The organism is Rhizobium sp. G21 (assembly GCF_014158035.1).
Lineage (GTDB): Bacteria > Pseudomonadota > Alphaproteobacteria > Rhizobiales > Rhizobiaceae > Rhizobium_E.
This window is the reverse complement of record NZ_JACFXW010000001.1, coordinates 681,903-697,566: the sequence shown is the minus strand read 5'-3', so window position 1 is coordinate 697,566 and position 15,664 is coordinate 681,903. Positions and strand designations below refer to the sequence as shown.

General features: G+C 62.5%; 17 protein-coding genes and 2 pseudogenes. 7 read left to right on the top strand and 12 right to left on the bottom strand.

Going from position 1 to position 15,664, the window contains the following annotated elements:
* Positions 1 to 42: 42 nt before the first annotated feature.
* Positions 43 to 861, top strand: coding sequence for a sulfite exporter TauE/SafE family protein (locus tag H2O14_RS03525; protein WP_182826536.1), 819 nt, complete (start codon positions 43 to 45; stop codon positions 859 to 861).
* On the opposite strand, the gene H2O14_RS03520 is transcribed toward H2O14_RS03525, so the two are convergent.
* The 3 genes from H2O14_RS03520 to H2O14_RS03510 are packed head-to-tail and all read right to left on the bottom strand — an operon-like array spanning position 862 to position 2,599.
* A complete protein-coding gene (locus H2O14_RS03520) occupies positions 862 to 1,557 on the bottom strand; it encodes a TIGR02281 family clan AA aspartic protease (RefSeq protein ID WP_182826535.1) in 696 nt (231 codons plus the stop codon).
* On the bottom strand, positions 1,557 to 1,775 hold the full coding sequence (locus H2O14_RS03515) for a DUF1289 domain-containing protein (RefSeq protein ID WP_182826534.1): 219 nt from the start codon (positions 1,773 to 1,775) through the stop codon (positions 1,557 to 1,559). Before H2O14_RS03515 ends, H2O14_RS03520 begins: the two co-directional genes overlap by 1 nt.
* Before the next feature lie 41 nt (positions 1,776 to 1,816).
* Positions 1,817 to 2,599, bottom strand: a complete 783-nt coding sequence (locus tag H2O14_RS03510) for an adenosylcobinamide-GDP ribazoletransferase (RefSeq protein WP_409526898.1) — start codon at positions 2,597 to 2,599, stop codon at positions 1,817 to 1,819.
* Positions 2,600 to 2,712: 113 nt separating this feature from the next.
* Between H2O14_RS03510 and cobT the strand changes: the two genes are divergently transcribed.
* Together cobT and H2O14_RS03500 are read left to right on the top strand one after the other, a co-directional pair.
* The gene (gene cobT / locus H2O14_RS03505) at positions 2,713 to 3,729 is read left to right on the top strand and encodes a nicotinate-nucleotide--dimethylbenzimidazole phosphoribosyltransferase (protein ID WP_182826532.1); all 1,017 of its coding nucleotides are present in this window, start codon (positions 2,713 to 2,715) and stop codon (positions 3,727 to 3,729) included.
* 119 nt (positions 3,730 to 3,848) lie between these two features.
* Positions 3,849 to 4,214, top strand: coding sequence for a diacylglycerol kinase (locus H2O14_RS03500; protein WP_182826531.1), 366 nt, complete (start codon positions 3,849 to 3,851; stop codon positions 4,212 to 4,214).
* Positions 4,215 to 4,230: 16 nt separating this feature from the next.
* On the opposite strand, the pseudogene H2O14_RS03495 reads toward H2O14_RS03500, so the two are convergent.
* Positions 4,231 to 5,765, bottom strand: a pseudogene (locus tag H2O14_RS03495) (sensor histidine kinase).
* A gap of 136 nt (positions 5,766 to 5,901) precedes the next feature.
* Here H2O14_RS03495 and H2O14_RS03490 point away from each other — a divergent pair.
* From H2O14_RS03490 to H2O14_RS03475, 4 genes are all read left to right on the top strand, one after another.
* Positions 5,902 to 6,450 (top strand): thermonuclease family protein, encoded by a 549-nt coding sequence (locus H2O14_RS03490; protein WP_182826530.1) that lies wholly within the window; start codon positions 5,902 to 5,904, stop codon positions 6,448 to 6,450.
* Positions 6,451 to 6,509: 59 nt separating this feature from the next.
* On the top strand, positions 6,510 to 7,124 hold the full coding sequence (locus H2O14_RS03485; RefSeq protein ID WP_182826529.1) for a glutathione S-transferase family protein: 615 nt from the start codon (positions 6,510 to 6,512) through the stop codon (positions 7,122 to 7,124).
* On the top strand, positions 7,121 to 7,729 hold the full coding sequence (locus tag H2O14_RS03480; protein WP_182826528.1) for a uracil-DNA glycosylase family protein: 609 nt from the start codon (positions 7,121 to 7,123) through the stop codon (positions 7,727 to 7,729). The genes H2O14_RS03485 and H2O14_RS03480 overlap by 4 nt, the downstream gene beginning before the upstream one ends.
* A 65-nt stretch (positions 7,730 to 7,794) precedes the next feature.
* Positions 7,795 to 8,283 (top strand): Lrp/AsnC family transcriptional regulator, encoded by a 489-nt coding sequence (locus H2O14_RS03475; protein WP_182826527.1) that lies wholly within the window; start codon positions 7,795 to 7,797, stop codon positions 8,281 to 8,283.
* Here the strand turns inward: H2O14_RS03475 and H2O14_RS03470 are convergent, their stop codons facing one another.
* From H2O14_RS03470 to H2O14_RS03435, 8 genes and pseudogenes are all read right to left on the bottom strand, one after another.
* Positions 8,284 to 8,985 carry a DNA alkylation repair protein gene (locus tag H2O14_RS03470; RefSeq protein ID WP_182826526.1) on the bottom strand — a complete coding sequence of 234 codons (702 nt, stop codon included), beginning with the start codon at positions 8,983 to 8,985 and terminating at the stop codon, positions 8,284 to 8,286.
* Positions 8,982 to 9,849: pseudogene (locus tag H2O14_RS03465) on the bottom strand (NAD(P)-dependent oxidoreductase). The gene H2O14_RS03470 and the pseudogene H2O14_RS03465 overlap by 4 nt, the downstream one beginning before the upstream one ends.
* Positions 9,850 to 9,939: 90 nt before the next feature.
* Complete coding sequence (locus H2O14_RS03460; RefSeq protein ID WP_182826525.1) at positions 9,940 to 11,520, bottom strand: hypothetical protein; 1,581 nt, start codon at positions 11,518 to 11,520, stop codon at positions 9,940 to 9,942.
* Positions 11,521 to 11,624: 104 nt separating this feature from the next.
* Positions 11,625 to 12,452, bottom strand: coding sequence for a methyltransferase domain-containing protein (locus H2O14_RS03455; RefSeq protein ID WP_182826524.1), 828 nt, complete (start codon positions 12,450 to 12,452; stop codon positions 11,625 to 11,627).
* A gap of 54 nt (positions 12,453 to 12,506) precedes the next feature.
* On the bottom strand, positions 12,507 to 12,755 hold the full coding sequence (locus tag H2O14_RS03450) for an usg protein (protein WP_210275503.1): 249 nt from the start codon (positions 12,753 to 12,755) through the stop codon (positions 12,507 to 12,509).
* Positions 12,756 to 12,923: 168 nt separating this feature from the next.
* On the bottom strand, positions 12,924 to 13,754 hold the full coding sequence (locus H2O14_RS03445) for an ABC transporter permease (RefSeq protein ID WP_182826522.1): 831 nt from the start codon (positions 13,752 to 13,754) through the stop codon (positions 12,924 to 12,926).
* Positions 13,751 to 14,620 carry an ABC transporter permease gene (locus H2O14_RS03440; protein WP_182826521.1) on the bottom strand — a complete coding sequence of 290 codons (870 nt, stop codon included), beginning with the start codon at positions 14,618 to 14,620 and terminating at the stop codon, positions 13,751 to 13,753. The genes H2O14_RS03445 and H2O14_RS03440 overlap by 4 nt, the downstream gene beginning before the upstream one ends.
* Before the next feature lie 102 nt (positions 14,621 to 14,722).
* Positions 14,723 to 15,502 carry an ABC transporter substrate-binding protein gene (locus H2O14_RS03435; protein ID WP_182826520.1) on the bottom strand — a complete coding sequence of 260 codons (780 nt, stop codon included), beginning with the start codon at positions 15,500 to 15,502 and terminating at the stop codon, positions 14,723 to 14,725.
* Positions 15,503 to 15,664: the final 162 nt, after the last annotated feature.

Genomic DNA, 15,664 nt, shown 5'->3' with positions numbered 1-15,664 from the left:
ACACGGGCTTAGCGGAGGTGATCCGCCCTCAGGAGCCCGCTGATGCCCGAACTTTCCGAACTGATCGTTTTCGCCCTCGCTCTCATCGCCGCGGGCGTCGTGTCGGGTCTGCTCGCCGGCCTGTTCGGCGTCGGCGGCGGCGCGATCCTCGTCCCGGTCTTCTACCAGGTCTACGGCCTGCTCGGCGTCTCGGACGCTGTGAGAACCCATGTCGCGGTCGGAACGTCGCTCGCCATCATCGTGCCCACCTCGATCCGCTCCTTCCGCGCCCACAAGGCCCGCGGCGCCGTCGATATGGACGTGTTGCGCGGCTGGGCCTTGTCGATTCCCGTCGGCGTCGTGGCGGCCGCGTTGATCGCGGCCTATGTCTCCGGCGCAGAACTACGCGGCATCTTCGCGGTGTTGTCGATGCTGATCGCCATTCGCATGTTTCTCAACCGTCAGAGCTGGCGGCTGGGCGACGATCTGCCCAAGGGCGCGATCAATGCCGGCGCGGGCTTCGGCATCGGCCTGTTTTCCGGCCTGATGGGGGTCGGCGGCGGGGTGCTGTCCAATCTCTGGATGACCCTGTTCGGTCGCAGCGTGCACCAGTCGGTCGCCACCGCCTCGGGCGTCGGCGTGCTGATCTCGATTCCCGGTTTGATCGGCTATGTCTGGGCCGGCTGGGGCGAGCCCTTCCTGCCGCCTTTCTCGACCGGCTTCGTCAACTGGATCACGGTGGCGCTGGTCATGCCGATGACTCTCATCGTCGCGCCTTACGGCGTCAGACTCGCGCATGCGCTGGACAAGCGACAACTCGAAATCGGCTTCGGCCTGTTTCTGACCGTCGTCTCGATCCGCTTCTTCGTCAGCCTGCTGTGATCAGTCCCTGAGTTTCAATTCATCGCCTTCGAAAGAAAAGGCGCTCAGCGTCTGCAGAAAACTCATGCCGAGCAGGCTTTCGTCCATCCGGCCCCGTTCGGCGACGCCGGCGCGGATATTGGTGCGTTCGATGCCGCCGATGCTGAGCACGGGAATAGTGACCGGCGCCATCATTGCCCGGCCGTTGGCGGTCATCACGGGCGAGGTGAAGGAAAGGCCGGCCATGTCGAGGCCGGCGCGTTCGGCGTCCTCGTAGGTCAGGGCGATCATGCTCGCGCCCGTGTCGACCATCATCGGCACGGTCTTGCCGTTGAGGGATACGTCGGCCTGGAAATGGCCGTTGCTCGCCTTGTAGAGCACCACCGTGTTGAAGCCCTGGGCGTCGGTATAGGTGGAGGCGCGGCCGGGGATCAAACCGGCGGTCAACCGGGAAGCGACATCCTGCGCGTCGTTGCGGTAGAGATAGACGGCGACCAGCGCCAGCGCGATCAGCGACCAGATGGCCAGGCTGCGCGCCGCCTGGCCGAGATTGCGCTGGCTGGCCAGCACGCCCGAGCCGATCAGCGCGGCGATCATGCCGTATTTCACCAATTGGGCGATCTGGTCGCCGTCCATGTCGAAACTGTCGGGCGCCAGCGCCATGGCGCCGATGAGCAGCAGGAGGCCGGCGATGACGGCGATCAACAAGCGCTGCATCAGCTGTCGCTCCCTCGCGCCATCCGCGTCCGGCGCGTCTCGCGGCGCGGCTTGCGCTCCACCGTCTCCAGCCGGGCCGGCAACGAGGCCATGATCGTGCGGCGTTCTTCGCCGGAATACAGTGTCCAGGCGCCGATCTCGTCGCGGGTGCGCCCGCAGCCGAAACAGTAACCGGTCTTGTCGTCGATCGAACAGACGAGAATGCAGGGAGATTCCATGATGGCCCTTCTGGTGCGCGTCGCCTAGAATATGGGGTTTGTCAGGTCAGGAGCGCAAGGGCAAGCAGCGCGGCGATCTCCGACACCTGCTGTGTGGCGCCGATCGTGTCGCCGGTCTGGCCGCCGAGGCGCTTGCGGACATAGCGGCTGAACCCGGCTGTAACCGCCGCCGCCGCCGCGATTGCGCCCAGCGCGTGCAGCGGCCCGGCGGCGACGCCGATCAGCACGACGGCGATTGCGGCCGCCGAGACGGTTGAGAACAACGCGCTCGCTCCGTCGGGCCCTCCCATCGCCACCGCCAGTCCATCCGTCCGCGCCGGCGGCAATACCCGCCAATGCCAGACCATGGCGGCGCGGCTGAGCGCGGCGACCGCCAGGAAAATGGATAGGGCGCCGAGCGGTCCGATGACGGCGGCGACGGCTGCGAGCGCGCTCGCTCTCAGTCCATAGGAGAGAATCAGCGCCGCCGCGCCGAAGGAGCCGATCCGGCTGTCGCGCATGATGGTCAGCGCCCGCTCGCGGTCGCGCGTCGCGCCCAGCCCGTCGGCGGCGTCGCTCAAGCCATCCTCATGCAGCGCGCCGGTGGTCATGGCCACCACCGCATAGGCGAGCATGGCGGCGACCAGCGGCTCGAGACCCACGCCGAGCGTCAGCGCCAGCGCCAGGCCGGCCGGCGCCGTCACGACCACGCCGGCCAGGGGAAAGGCGCGCGACGCCTTCGTCAGCGATCCGTCATGGCCTTCGAAAAAGTGGTCGGGCACAGGAAGCCGGCTCAAAAAGCCTGTTGCGCGGGCGGTGTCCACGACCAGATTTGCATGCGTCATCAAGTTCATTCCTTTGCGACCGGCGGCGGCGTGATGAAGGTTGCCGCCTGCGGTGACTGCGGATAATAGGGACGCGTGCCTCGCCGGAAAAGAAAAAACAGGAGACCTGGGTCATGAGCGTGAGCGGCCTGCCATTCGACGATTTTCGCAATCTGATCGCAAACTTGCCCGGCCCCGACAGTTTGGCGCTCGCATCGGCGCGCGATCGCGACAGCCAGTTGACCAAACCGGCGGGATCGCTCGGCCGCATGGAGGAAATCGCCTTCTGGCTCGCCGCCTGGACCGGTCGCAAGCCTGCCGTCAACCGTCCGCTCGTGGCCATCTTCGCCGGCAATCACGGCGTCACCAAGCAGAAGATTACGCCGTATCCGCCCGAAGTCACCAAACAGATGGTGGCGAACTTCTCCAATGGCGGGGCGGCGATCAACCAGATCTGCGCGACCTATGATCTCGGTCTCAAGGTCTTCGATCTCGCCCTCGACTACCCGACCGCCGACATCACCGAGGAAGCGGCGCTCTCCGAGCGCGATTGCGCCGCCACCATGGCCTTCGGCATGGAGGCCATCGCCGGCGGCACGGATCTGCTCTGCCTGGGCGAAATGGGCATCGGCAACACCACCATCGCCGCCGCGATCAATCTCGCGCTCTATGGCGGGACAGCCGAAGATTGGGTCGGCCCCGGCACCGGCTCCGAAGGCGAAGTGCTGAAGCGCAAGATCGCCGCCGTCGACAAGGCCGTGGCGCTGCACAAGGATCATCTCTCCGATCCGCTCGAAATCCTCCGTCGTCTCGGCGGACGCGAAATCGCCGCCATTGCCGGGGCCATCCTAGCCGCCCGCATGGAGCGCATCCCGGTGCTGCTCGACGGTTACGTCGTCACCGCCGCCGCCGCCATACTCAAGGCCGCCAATCCTTCCGCGCTCGATCACTGCCTGATCGGCCATGTCTCCGCCGAACCCGCGCATATGAAGGCGATCGAAAAGCTGGGGAAGACGCCGCTCTTGGCGCTCGGCATGCGGCTGGGCGAGGGCTCGGGGGCAGCGCTCGCCGCCGGCATCGTCAAGGCCGCCGCCGCCTGCCATGCCGGCATGGCGACCTTCGACAGCGCGGGCGTTTCCAACAAGGGCTGACCCGCCGCATGCCTCGCGACAGGATCGGTTTGCTAAAGATCTGCTGAGGGATTCTGTGATTCCTCGGCTGATGGGATCAGTCTGGCGCGATTGCGACGATAGAAACGGGAGAGATGCGGATGCAAGAGCCGGAAGAGAAGAAGACGGGCCTGGCGCATCTGTTCGCCGCCGCCAGCTATTCGCTGGCCGGCTTTCGGCGCGCTCTGGGCGAATCCGCCTTCCGGCACGAGATCATCATGTTTCTCGTCGCGCTGATCCTGTTCGCGGTCGTCGGCGCGACGCTGGCGGAATATCTCATCCTCGTCATACTCTTCATGATCCTGTTCGGCTTCGAGGCGCTCAACACCGCCGTCGAGGAACTGGTCGACCGGGTGTCGCCGGAAGTGTCGAAGACCGGCAAACACGCCAAGGATCTCGGCTCTTTCGCGGTTTTCTGCATGCTGGTGTCGGTGGGGCTCTACATGGCCTGGGTCGTCTTGCTCTGACCGACCGGCTGCGGAATCAGGCGAAGCTTTTCTTCTTCCGATCGATGGCTGAGGTTTCCTCCACGGCCGGAACCGTCTGCAGCACGCGCTTGGCGGGCAGGATGGCGATGCATTCGGTGCCTTCACGCAGCTTCGATTTCAGATAGAACTGGCCGTCATGCTTGTGCAGCAGCGCCTGCACGATCGGCAGGCCCAGGCCGGTGCCCTGTTCGGCGCTCTTGATTGCGATGGAGCCCTGGCCGAAGGCCGAGAGCACCACGGGGATTTCTTCTTCGGCGATTCCGGGCCCATTGTCCTTGATGGACACATATTGGCCCCCGAGGCGGTCCAGCCCGCCTTGACGGTGATCTCGCCGCCCTGCGGTGTGAACTTCACCGCGTTCGAGAGAATGTTGAGCACGATCTGACGCACCGCTTTCTCGTCGGCCCAGATCGACGGCATCGCCGGTTCATACTGCTCGACGATCCGGATCGACTTCGACTTTGCCCGAAGCTGCACCATGCCGATGCAGTCCTCGGTGATGTCCACCAGCTGTACGGCCTCTTCGTTGAGCTGGTAGCGGCCCGCCTCGATGCGCGAGAGATCGAGGATCTCGTTGATCAGATTGAGCAGATGCTGGCCCGACGTGTGGATGTCGGTGACGTATTCCTTGTAAGTCGGGTTGTTGAGCGGGCCGAGAACCTCCGTCGCCATCACTTCGGAAAAGCCGAGAATGGCGTTGAGCGGCGTGCGCAACTCGTGCGACATCGACGCCAGGAAGCGCGACTTGGCCAGATTGGCTTCTTCGGCGCGGCGGCGAGCCTCGTCCGACATCGATTTCGCCACTTCGAGTTCGGCGATCAGGTCGTCTTTTTCCGACTGGAACGACATGACGCGGATATTCGAGCTGTAGAGCCGGCTGGTGATGAACACGAACAGGATGAGCGACGCGGTGAACACCGCCGTCAGGGCGAGATCGGTCGGCGCGCGCGTGACGAAGGCCGAATAGGCGAGGGCGACAACGACCGGGGCGAATGTGGCGAGCGCCGCGCCGCGCAGCATGGACTGCGCCATCGACGTCGCCGATAAAGCCAGCACCAGAACGGCGCTCTTGAAGTAGAAATAGGTGTCGCCGCCGCAGGCGTCGCAGCCGATCAGCGCAAACCAGGTCCAGCACAAGCCGACCGGGATCTGCGAAAACATCAGGATGCGACGCCAACGCTGGACATTTTCGTAGGTGATCTCGCTGCGCTGGGCGCGCACCGAAATGGCGATCTGCAGGGCATGGGCCGCGAGGCTCGCCAGCATCCAGCCGAACAGATTGACGCCGGTGAACACCGAATTGGCGAACAGGCTGATGACGATCACGAACAATGGCAGGGCCGCAGCGCTGTATTGTATCGAGGAGAGGTGGAGAGCGAGCAGTTCCTTGTCGAAGGACGTGGCGGCGCCGGAGGTGATCTGCAGCCGTTCACGCGTGTTTTTCACCGCCCGGGCGACATCCCTGTTCCGGGACACGCGGGATCGATCCACGATGATCTTGTCTGGAGACAAACTGGCTTTCTGACTCATGACCCGAACTGGCGCACCCAAATTAAGGGGCGAGATTATCTCTTATTCGTTAAAAAGATGCTGCCTCGCTAAGCATTCGTTTGCCATGCCGACATTGCCGTCTATAGCCCTCTCAAACGCATAACGGGACGACACGATGAGATTGGCCAAGGACTTGTTGCTCACGCTCTGCTTCTTGAGCCTCATGGGCCTGATCGCGCTCAAACTGCGGCAGGACGAGACCGAGCGGCTGGGCGGCGCTTTCAGGGTCGTCGATGGCGACAGCCTCGAGCTCGGCGGCCGCAAGCTCCGGCTTCGATCCATCGATGCGCCGGAGCTCTCCCAGACCTGTCTGCGCGCGGGAGCGGCATGGCCCTGCGGCGTCGAGGCGCGCGACGCGCTCGAAAGCCTGATGACCGCCGACGGCGTCGTCTGTTCCGGCGGACGGCAAGACAAGTATCGTCGCCTGCTGGTGGAGTGTGTGGCGGGACGCGAGGATGTCAACGCCGCGATGGTGCGATCGGGCATGGCGCTGGCGTTCGGCGGTTACCGCGCGGAGGAGGGCGAGGCTCAGCAGGCGCGCCGGGGCGTGTGGGCGGGCGAGTTCGAGCGTCCGTCCGATTGGCGAAAGGGACATCGCCACGCCATGGCCGACGAGCAGGAGCATGGCGGCTCCTTCCTTGCGCGTTTTTTCGACCTTCCTTAGACATCCGGAAGCCGCGCCATTATGCTGCGTCGGACTCAGCGAGACGACAGGTCAGGCGAATGAAACTCTATGATTCCGATTGGGCGCCCAATCCGCGCCGGGTGCAGTGTTTTCTCGCCGAGAAGGGCGTCCGCATCGAGCGTGTTCAGGTCGATCTCAAGTCCGGGGCGCATAAACAACCCGAATTTGCCCGCATCAATCCGCTGCATCGCGTTCCGGTGCTGGAGCTCGACGACGGAACCCATATCGCGGAATCGGTGGCCATCTGCCGCTATATCGAAGACCTGCATCCCGAGCCGGCGCTGTTCGGCCGCGACGCGCGGGAGAGGGCGCTGGTCGAGATGTGGAACCGTCGGGTGGAGCTCGGCCTGTTCTCCCATATCAGCGCCGCCTTCCGCCATGGTCACCCCGGCATGGCGATGGCCGAACAGCCGCAAGTCAAGGAATGGGCGGATGCGAACCGGCCGAAGGCGCTCGACGCCTTGCGCTTTCTCGACCGGCATCTCGACGGGCAGTCCTGGCTGGTGGACGACTATTTCTCCATCGCCGACATCACGCTGCTTGTCGCCTTCGATTTTCTCAAGGCGGCCCGGTTGGCCTGCCCGGAAGACTGCGGCGCGTTGATCGCCTGGCGCGACCGGATCGGCTCGCGCGCGTGCACGGCGGCGCTGTGAGGCCTGAGATTGCGGCGCTCGCTGCGGAAATCGCCGAATGCCGTGTGTGCCGCGATGCGCCCGCCGGCGGGCCGGAGCGGCGATTGCCGCATGAGCCGCGTCCGGTTGCCATTCTCTCCGACAGGGCGCGCATCCTCATCGCCGGCCAGGCGCCGGGATTGCGGGTGCATGAAAGCGGCCTGCCGTTCGACGACGCGTCGGGGGATCGCCTCAGGGACTGGCTCGGCGTCGACCGAAACCAATTCTACGATCCCGACAAGTTCGCCATCCTTCCGATGGGCTTTTGTTTTCCAGGCTACGACCGGCACGGGTCGGATCTGCCGCCGCGGCCGGAATGCGCGCCGGCCTGGCGCGCCCGCGCCTTGCGCCTGATGCCGCAGGTCGAACTGGTGCTGACCATCGGCGGCTATGCGCAGGCCTGGCATCTCGGACGAAGAGCGCCGATGACCGAGACCGTGCGAGACTGGAGGCTCCATCTTCAGAGCGCAGTCCTGCCGCTGCCGCATCCGAGCTGGCGCAATACCGGCTGGCTGAAACGCAACACCTGGTTCGCGACGGATCTGCTGCCGGAATTGCGGGCGATTGTTTCGCGGTGGATTATCTGATTGTTCGTCTGTCTTTTTGGGAGAAACATGCAATTATGAGAAATAATATTCCCCTGGAGGCGTGAATGGACCGGCTCGATAGAAAAATCTTGAGACTTCTTCAGGAGGACTCGACGCTAGCGGTCGCGGACCTCGCCAAGAAGGTCGGCCTTTCGACCACGCCGTGCTGGCGGCGCATCCAGAAAATGGAAGAGGATGGCGTCATCAAGCGCCGCGTGGCGATTCTCGACCCGATCAGGGTGAATACGAAGGTCACGGTCTTCGTGTCGATCCGCACCAATTCCCATTCCATCGAATGGCTGAAGCGCTTTTCCGAAGTGATCGCCGAATTTCCCGAAGTGGTCGAGTTCTATCGCATGAGCGGCGATGTCGATTACCTCCTGCGCGTGGTCGTGCCGGATATCGCCGCCTATGACGCCTTCTACAAGCGCATGATCGCCAAGATCGAAATCCGCGACGTCTCCTCGGCGTTTGCGATGGAGCAGATCAAATACACCACCGAACTGCCGCTCGACTACATGATCCTCGAACAGCCGAAAAACCACGAGGAATAGTCAGTCGCGTCTGGCGAGGCGCTTGTAGACCGCCTCGCTCTCCAACTCGCGGAGCGCATCCTTGCCGATCCAGCGCGCCGTCTTGTCGGCGCTCTCGGCGAGCTCTTCCGCAAGAGTCCGCGCCGCCGCGTGACAGGCGCGGTTGCGCTTGCCGATCTGCCGGAGCGCCCAGTTGACCGCCTTGCGCACGAAATTGCGCGGATCGCGGGATCGGGCCTCGACGAAGGCGAGCCAGGCGATCACATCCTCGTCCGCCAATGTCTTCTGATGCACCGCGCCCCAGCAGATCATCGAAAAGGCCATGCGACGGACGAATTCGCGTTCGTCTGCGGCGAATTCGGCAATTAGGACGGGCCCATGGCCGGCGCGCATGATCGGCTCGTTGACGGCGTCGACCAGTTCCCAGGAATTGCAATCCGCAGCCCAGCGTCGCGCCTGGTCGACCGTCATCCGCTGCGGCTGTTCTGTAAAAGCGGCGAGCAGCCGTGCTTCGCGAATGCCGCTGTCCCAAAGGGCGAGCGCGCGCTCATGGTCGCGACCGATCTTGCGGCCAAGCGCCCGGAGATCGGTGTTGGAGACGCCGAGCGCCGTCTCCGTGACGATGCCGAACCGGGCCATGCCGGCGACATTGTCCGAGCTGGCCATCGCCCTGAGCGCGGCGATGACCTCGTTTGCGTCAGATGTTCTAGCGAGCCCGCTCATTTCTCCAAGCGGGCGAGCAGCGACGACGTATCCCAGCGATTGCCGCCCATGGCCTGAACGTCGCCGTAGAACTGGTCGACCAGCGCGGTCACCGGCAATTTCGCCCCGTTGCGACGGGCTTCGGTGAGGCAGATGCCGAGATCCTTGCGCATCCAGTCGATGGCGAAGCCGAAATCGAACTTGCCTTCGTTCATGGTCTTGTGGCGGTTTTCCATCTGCCAGGAGCCTGCGGCCCCCTTGGAGATCACGCTCACCAGGTTCTCGACGTCCAGCCCGGCCTTCTTGGCGAAATGGATGCCCTCGGCGAGACCCTGGACGAGACCGGCGATGCAGATCTGGTTGACCATCTTGGCGAGCTGACCAGATCCGGCCGGGCCCATCAGGCCGACCATGCGCGCATAGGCGTCGATGACGGGCTTGGCGCGCTCGAATATGTCGGGCTTGCCGCCGCACATCACCGTCAGCACGCCGTTTTCGGCGCCGGCCTGGCCCCCGAAACGGGCGCGTCGACAAAGAAGCCGCCGCGCGCCTCCGCCGCTGCCTCGAGCTCTCGGGCCACCTCGGCGCTGGCCGTGGTGTTGTCGATGAGGATCGCGCCGGGCTTCATGGACGACAGGCAGCCGTCGGGGCCTGTGGTGACCGATCGCAGGTCGTCGTCATTGCCGACGCAGGTGAAGACGAAATCGGCGTCCCGGGCCGCCTCCGCCGGCGTGAGCGCATATGCGCCGCCGAACTGCGCCGCCCATTTTTCAGCTTTCGCCGTGGTGCGGTTATAGACGGTGACCTCATGGCCGCCCTTGACCTTGAGATGGCCGGCCATGGGATAACCCATCACCCCGCCCCGATAAACGCCACTTTGGCCATGGAAAACTCCCGCATGTCAGATGATCTGCGGGAGGTTTAGAGGATTGCTAGGTGTTGGGAAAGGGCGCCACCCGGCGAATATGAGGCCTTTCAGCGGACTTTGCTGCTGGACGCCAGGACAGCCTGCAAAGCTTTGCTTTGCAATTCGATCCGCTCGTTGGTGAACAGCGAAACAGAATCCGGGCCAAGCCGCACGCTGATCTCGTTCCAAAGTCTGCGCAGCCTGCGGACATGCAGATCGTCTCCAATCCACATCATGACATGCTCAATCGCCTGAGTGGCGGATTTGGGGTCGATGAACATGCTGCGTCCCCAATTGGCGAACTCGGCCGCGTCCACTTCCTTCGTAACGTTGTCCTGAGTGATGAGGAACTTGGCATGGCTTTCTTTCTGAATTCCCGTCAGCGCCATATTCGGGGCGAAAAGAATCCCCGCGTAAAAGGCGTCGAACTTATCGATGACCGCGGAATCTTCGCGCCTGACCGGTGAGTCCTGGATGATCGCGCGCTCAAGATCGAAGATCGTTCGGATGTTGAACTGTCGCAAAAGCAGGAAACGATCGAGCCCCACAACGCAGCAAAGCTGCGCCTGAGCAATCCAGTCGATCGCCTGGTAAATTCCGTAGGGCGTTTCGATATGCAGCATGATCGGATTGTACGTGGCGAGCGCCTGGACTTCGTTGATGCCGCATTCTTCCAGCCGAAAACGCGTGAAGAAGTCGATGCCGTCGATCACATCAAGCGGAACGATGCGCGTCCACGTCAGGAAGCGGTCATCTGTGGATTTGAGCCATTTTGTCCAGGGCGAAATCCGCAGCAACGCAAAACGCGCCGCGCTTTCCGGCAGAAGTCCAAATCCGAGCGCGAGCAACATCCATGTGAAGGACACTCCGGGATTGGTCGCCGGGAGAATGGCCGGCTCGCCGCTGCGTATGGAGTCGATCAACGACATCGGATCCGGGACCGCACGATAAAGAGCGATCGTCACCAGCACGGTGATCGTCGTGACGGCGGCTTGCCGAATGAATGTGAACGCCTGCAAATCGAAAACGGACAACGCCCGCACGAGATACCTGATGGATGAGGCAAAGGCTCCGACGAATGCGAAGCTGGCAATCGTGGCGATGTTTTGCGCCGACCAGAGGAGACCTGGATTTTCGGCGAAACTTGTGGTCCCGGCGTTGCCTCCAAGTACGAATACGCTCAGCCATGCGCTGCTTCCGCACGGGCTTTGCCCTGAATTGCAAAGTATATTCGTAAATAATAACTGAAATCCGGCAAAAATAACGACGGCATAGGTGAGTGAGCCGAGTAGCAATCTGATGTCGCCTGTATTCCCGAAGGCTCGCGTTGCATTGATTGTTGCATCGATCTGGGCTATCTGTTCGTCGACCTCTGTCATGCTGTCGCGACGATTGAGGTCCAGGTTGATATCGGCGCTATATTTGCTGCGAACGAACTCGAAAGATGGATTGATGCCCGCATTTTCAAACGAGTGGGCTGTGTTCGGGAATGTCTTGATATAATCGCGGATCAATCTGAGCCGCCGCAGACGGATTTCGAAATGCCCGAAAAGGAGCGAGAAAATCGTCAATCCGGCGACAGCGGCGGCTGTGACGGTCGGCGATGTCATGAATGCGCTCAAGACGCCGCCCGTAAGTTCGTTTCCCATTGCAATTCCCCTGTTTTTTTACGGAGGATTGCAACAGGATCCGGACAACGCCACCAACCATCTGCATGCATAAGGTGAAAAATAGAAATTAATAAACTTTCGGTTTATTCTGCCCGCCTCTTCGCCGTCACCAGGTGCCCCGCGATCGGCGCGCCGTCCTCCAGCCGCACGGTGATGTCGATCATCTCGATCACGTCGAAGCCGGCTCCGTCGAGCGCGCGGGCGACATAGGCGCTCGCATGGGCGAAGCGCTGGTGGGGGCCGACCATGAAGTCGCGGCCCTGCAGCGTGTCCTCGGGCAGCGTTTCGGAGGAAAAGATGAAGTAGCCGCCTGCGGTCATATTGTCGGCGACGCCGAAGAACAGTTCTTCGAGAAAGCCGAGATAGGGCAGCACGTCGGTTGCGGTGACGAGGTCGAAGGGGCCGTCCTCGTTGTCTTCGAGATAATCGGCGGCTTCCGAGACATAGAGGGTCTCGTAGAGATCCTTCTCATGGGCGATCTCGACCATGTTTTCGGAAATGTCGAGGCCGGTGATGTCCTCGACGATGTCGCGCAGCGCCCCGCCCGTTAGCCCCGTGCCGCAGCCGAGATCGAGCATCTTCTTGAACGGGCCGAGGCCGAGCGCCTGGATGCGCTGACGCGTCAGCATCGGCACGCAATATTCGAGCTGGTCGACGAGGATGCTTTCGAAGGCTTCCGCATGCTGGTCGAACAGCGTGGCGACATAGGCGTCGGGCGCCTTGGGCGGCGTGTCGCCGAGACCCATGGAGGCGAGACGCACCGCCGCGCCGCCATGATCGTCAGGGTCTAGCGCCAGGACCTTCCTGTAGGCCTCGGCCGCTTCCGTGAACTGGCCCGATTTCTCGAGCGACAGTGCCCGGTTATAGGCGTCTGCGAGCGCCTGTTCGTCGATCTTCTTCTTTTTGGCCATCACTCGCCGTCCTTCGCCGTTTTCAAGGGCTCATACGGCTGATGGCCGGCAAAATCAATGCAGGATCATCTCGCCCTTCAGCGCCCGCCATTCCGTCGGCGTGATCAGCCGGTTGTGGACATAGCGGACCGAATGCAGCGCTCCGTCGAGCTTCGCCCGCCAGAAAGCGAGGAAATTCATCATTTCTGGAAAGTCCGGCGCGAGATCGTAATGCTGCCAGACGTAACTCTGCAGCAGGTTGGGATGATCGGGCATGCGATAAATGATTTCGGCCGTGGTCAGGCCGTAGCCCTTGAGCCGCATGTCGAGTTCGTGATGCACGGCAACCTCTTATGTTTGAGTTCCCTGAGCTTGCCGTTCCATTGAACGCCCTCATGGTTGACCAAAGCTTAAGAAGTCGCGTGGTTTATGACATTCCTGTGAAAAATCAGCAGCTTGGCAGCATCTCATGAAGAGTGCTGCCAAGGCGCTTCAGCGTTTCAGATGGCGCGTCAACCGCATTTCCAGCCAGTTCCAGACATTGCGCAGCGTCTCCACGATGACCAGATAGACGATGGCCGCCCAGATATAGATCTGGTAGTCGAAGGTGCGGGAGAAGGCGCGCCGCGTCTCGCCCATCACGTCGAGCACGGTGACGATCGACACGATCGCCGAGCCCTTGATCATCAGGATGATTTCGTTTCCGTAAGGCCTGAGCGCTACGATGATCGCCTGCGGCAGGATCACCTTGCGATAGGCGTGGAAGCGGTTGAGGCCGAGGGCGTGGCAGGCTTCCACCTGGCCTCGCGCCACGCTTTCGATCGCGCCGCGCAGAATTTCCGCCTGATAGGCGGCGGTGTTGAGCGTGAACGACAGGATCGCGCAGTAATAGGCTTCGCGAAAGAACCACCAGAGGCCGAGACTTTCCCAAAAGCCCTTGAAGCTGCCGAAACCGTAATAGATCAGGAAGAGCTGGGCGATCAGCGGCGTGCCGCGAAACAGATAGACATAGCCGTAGGACAGCGCCGACAGCAGCCGGTTGCTGCTCATGCGGGCAAAGGCGATCGGCAGCGACAGCAGCGCCCCGAGCGTGATCGACACGGCGACCAGTTCGAGCGTGATCACCAGGCCGGACAGAAGTTTGGGCGCGTAGCGGGCGAATTTGTCGCCGCTGAAGCCCTCCACCATCGAGAATCCGGCGGCGATGATGGCCGCGAGCCAGACGCCCATGAACACGATGCCGGCCAGTCGCTCCAGCGTAAAGGCGCGGGGCGGGGCGGGCGGGGCCGGCTGCGGCGGGATCAGATCATGCGCGATGCTCATGCGCGCACCTCCGCCTGCTTGGCCCTTCGTTCGATCCAGGAGAAGACGAAGGAGGAGAGAATGGCGAGAACGAGATAGAGCAGGCAGGCGTTGCCGTAGAAGAAGAACGCCTGTTTGCTGACGCGCGCGGCGATCTGCGTCTGGCGCATGATGTCTGACAGGCCGACAATCGACACCAGCGCCGTATCCTTGAGCAGCGTCATCCAGAGATTGCCGAGGCCGGGCAGGGCGATGCGGATCAGTTGCGGCAGCACCACCAGTCGCATGGTCTTGCCGCGCGAGAGGCCGACGGCGTATCCGCCTTCATACTGGCCGCGCGGAATGGCCTTGAAAGCCGATTGCAGCACTTCGGCGCAATAGGAGGAGAAGACCACGCTGAGCGCGATCATGCCGGCTGCGAAGGCGTTGATCTCCACCGGCCCGTCATAGCCCATGCCGGCCAGCGCCGATTGCAGCGCCTGCTGCATGCCGTAATAGATTATGAACAGGGTCAGGAGTTCGGGCAGCCCGCGAAACAGCGTGATGTAGATGTCGGCGGCGCGCCGCAGATAGGGCTCCTGCGATTGTTTGGCCAGCGCCAGGAAGAAGCCGAGCAACAGGCCGAAGGGCAGCGTGCAGAGCGAGAGCGACGCCGTGACGTAGAAACCGAAGGCGATTTCGTCGCCCCATCCCGCCGCGCCGCAAGCGAGCAGCGACTTCGACAGGAAGATGTTGAAAACGCCCACGGGTCCGCAGAGCGGGTCCAACGTCGCCAGAATCGGATGAAGCAGCGCCCAGAGCGCGCTGAACAGCGCATCGACAGCGGCCGAGATGGAAGCGAGGAGAGACGCGCTGCTCTCCGCCGTCGAAACGGCTTCTCCCTGCATTCTTTTCCCCTTTGTTCCCTTTGCGGGATTTCTCTCTCTTCTTGTCAGTCAAAAAAGGCGGGAGAGCAAGTCTCCCGCCGCATTTCCGAGCCGGGCTCGTGATTATTCGCCGTAAACGTCGAAGGGGAAGTACTTGGCGTTGATTTCCTTGTACTTGCCGTTGGCGCGAATGGCGGCGATGGCGCCGTTCAGCTTTTCGCGCAACGCGTCGTCGCCCTTGCGGACGGCGATGCCGGCGCCGTCGCCGTTGATGGTGGGATCGACCGGCAGCGTGCCGAGGATCTTGCAGCAGGCGCCGTCTTCGGTCTTGAGCCATTCCGAGAGAACGACGACGTCGTCGATCACCGCGTCGATGCGGCCGTTGGCGAGGTCGAGCTTATATTCGTCCGCGGTTGGGTAGAGCTTCAGCTCCGACTTCTTCATATGCGCTTCGGCATAGTTGGAATGGGTGGTCGAAGACTGCGCGCCGAGAACCTTGCCGTCGAGGCCGGCTTCGCTGGCTTCCTTGATCGGAGAATCCTTCGGCACGGCGATGGCCGGCGGCGTGTTGTAATACTTGACGGTGAAGTCGACCTTTTCCTTGCGCTCCGGCGTGATCGACATGGAGGCGAGGATGGCGTCGAACTTCTTGGCCTGCAGAGCCGGGATGATGCCGTCCCAGTCGTTGGTCACGAAGGTGCATTCGGCCTTCAGCTCTTCGCAGAGCGCCTTGCCGATATCGATGTCGAAACCGGTCAGCGTGCCGTCGGCCTCGAGATTGTTGAAGGGAGGATAAGCGCCCTCCGTGCCGATCACGATCTTGTCGGCGGCAAAGCTTGCGCCGGCGAAGGCTGCCATGACCGAAACGGTCGCGGCCAAGGTCAGGCGACGTGCGATGTTCATGATTTTCCCCTGTATGCGATGCGGGCCTTGCGCCCGACAGTTGTCTGCTGGCGCATTTTCCATAGCGCCTCGCCTTGAAATAATGGTCCTTTTCCAAAGCGAATTGCAACACAGAAACGCATCGACGTCCCCACGAAAATTCGACGTCCCGAATATGAACGG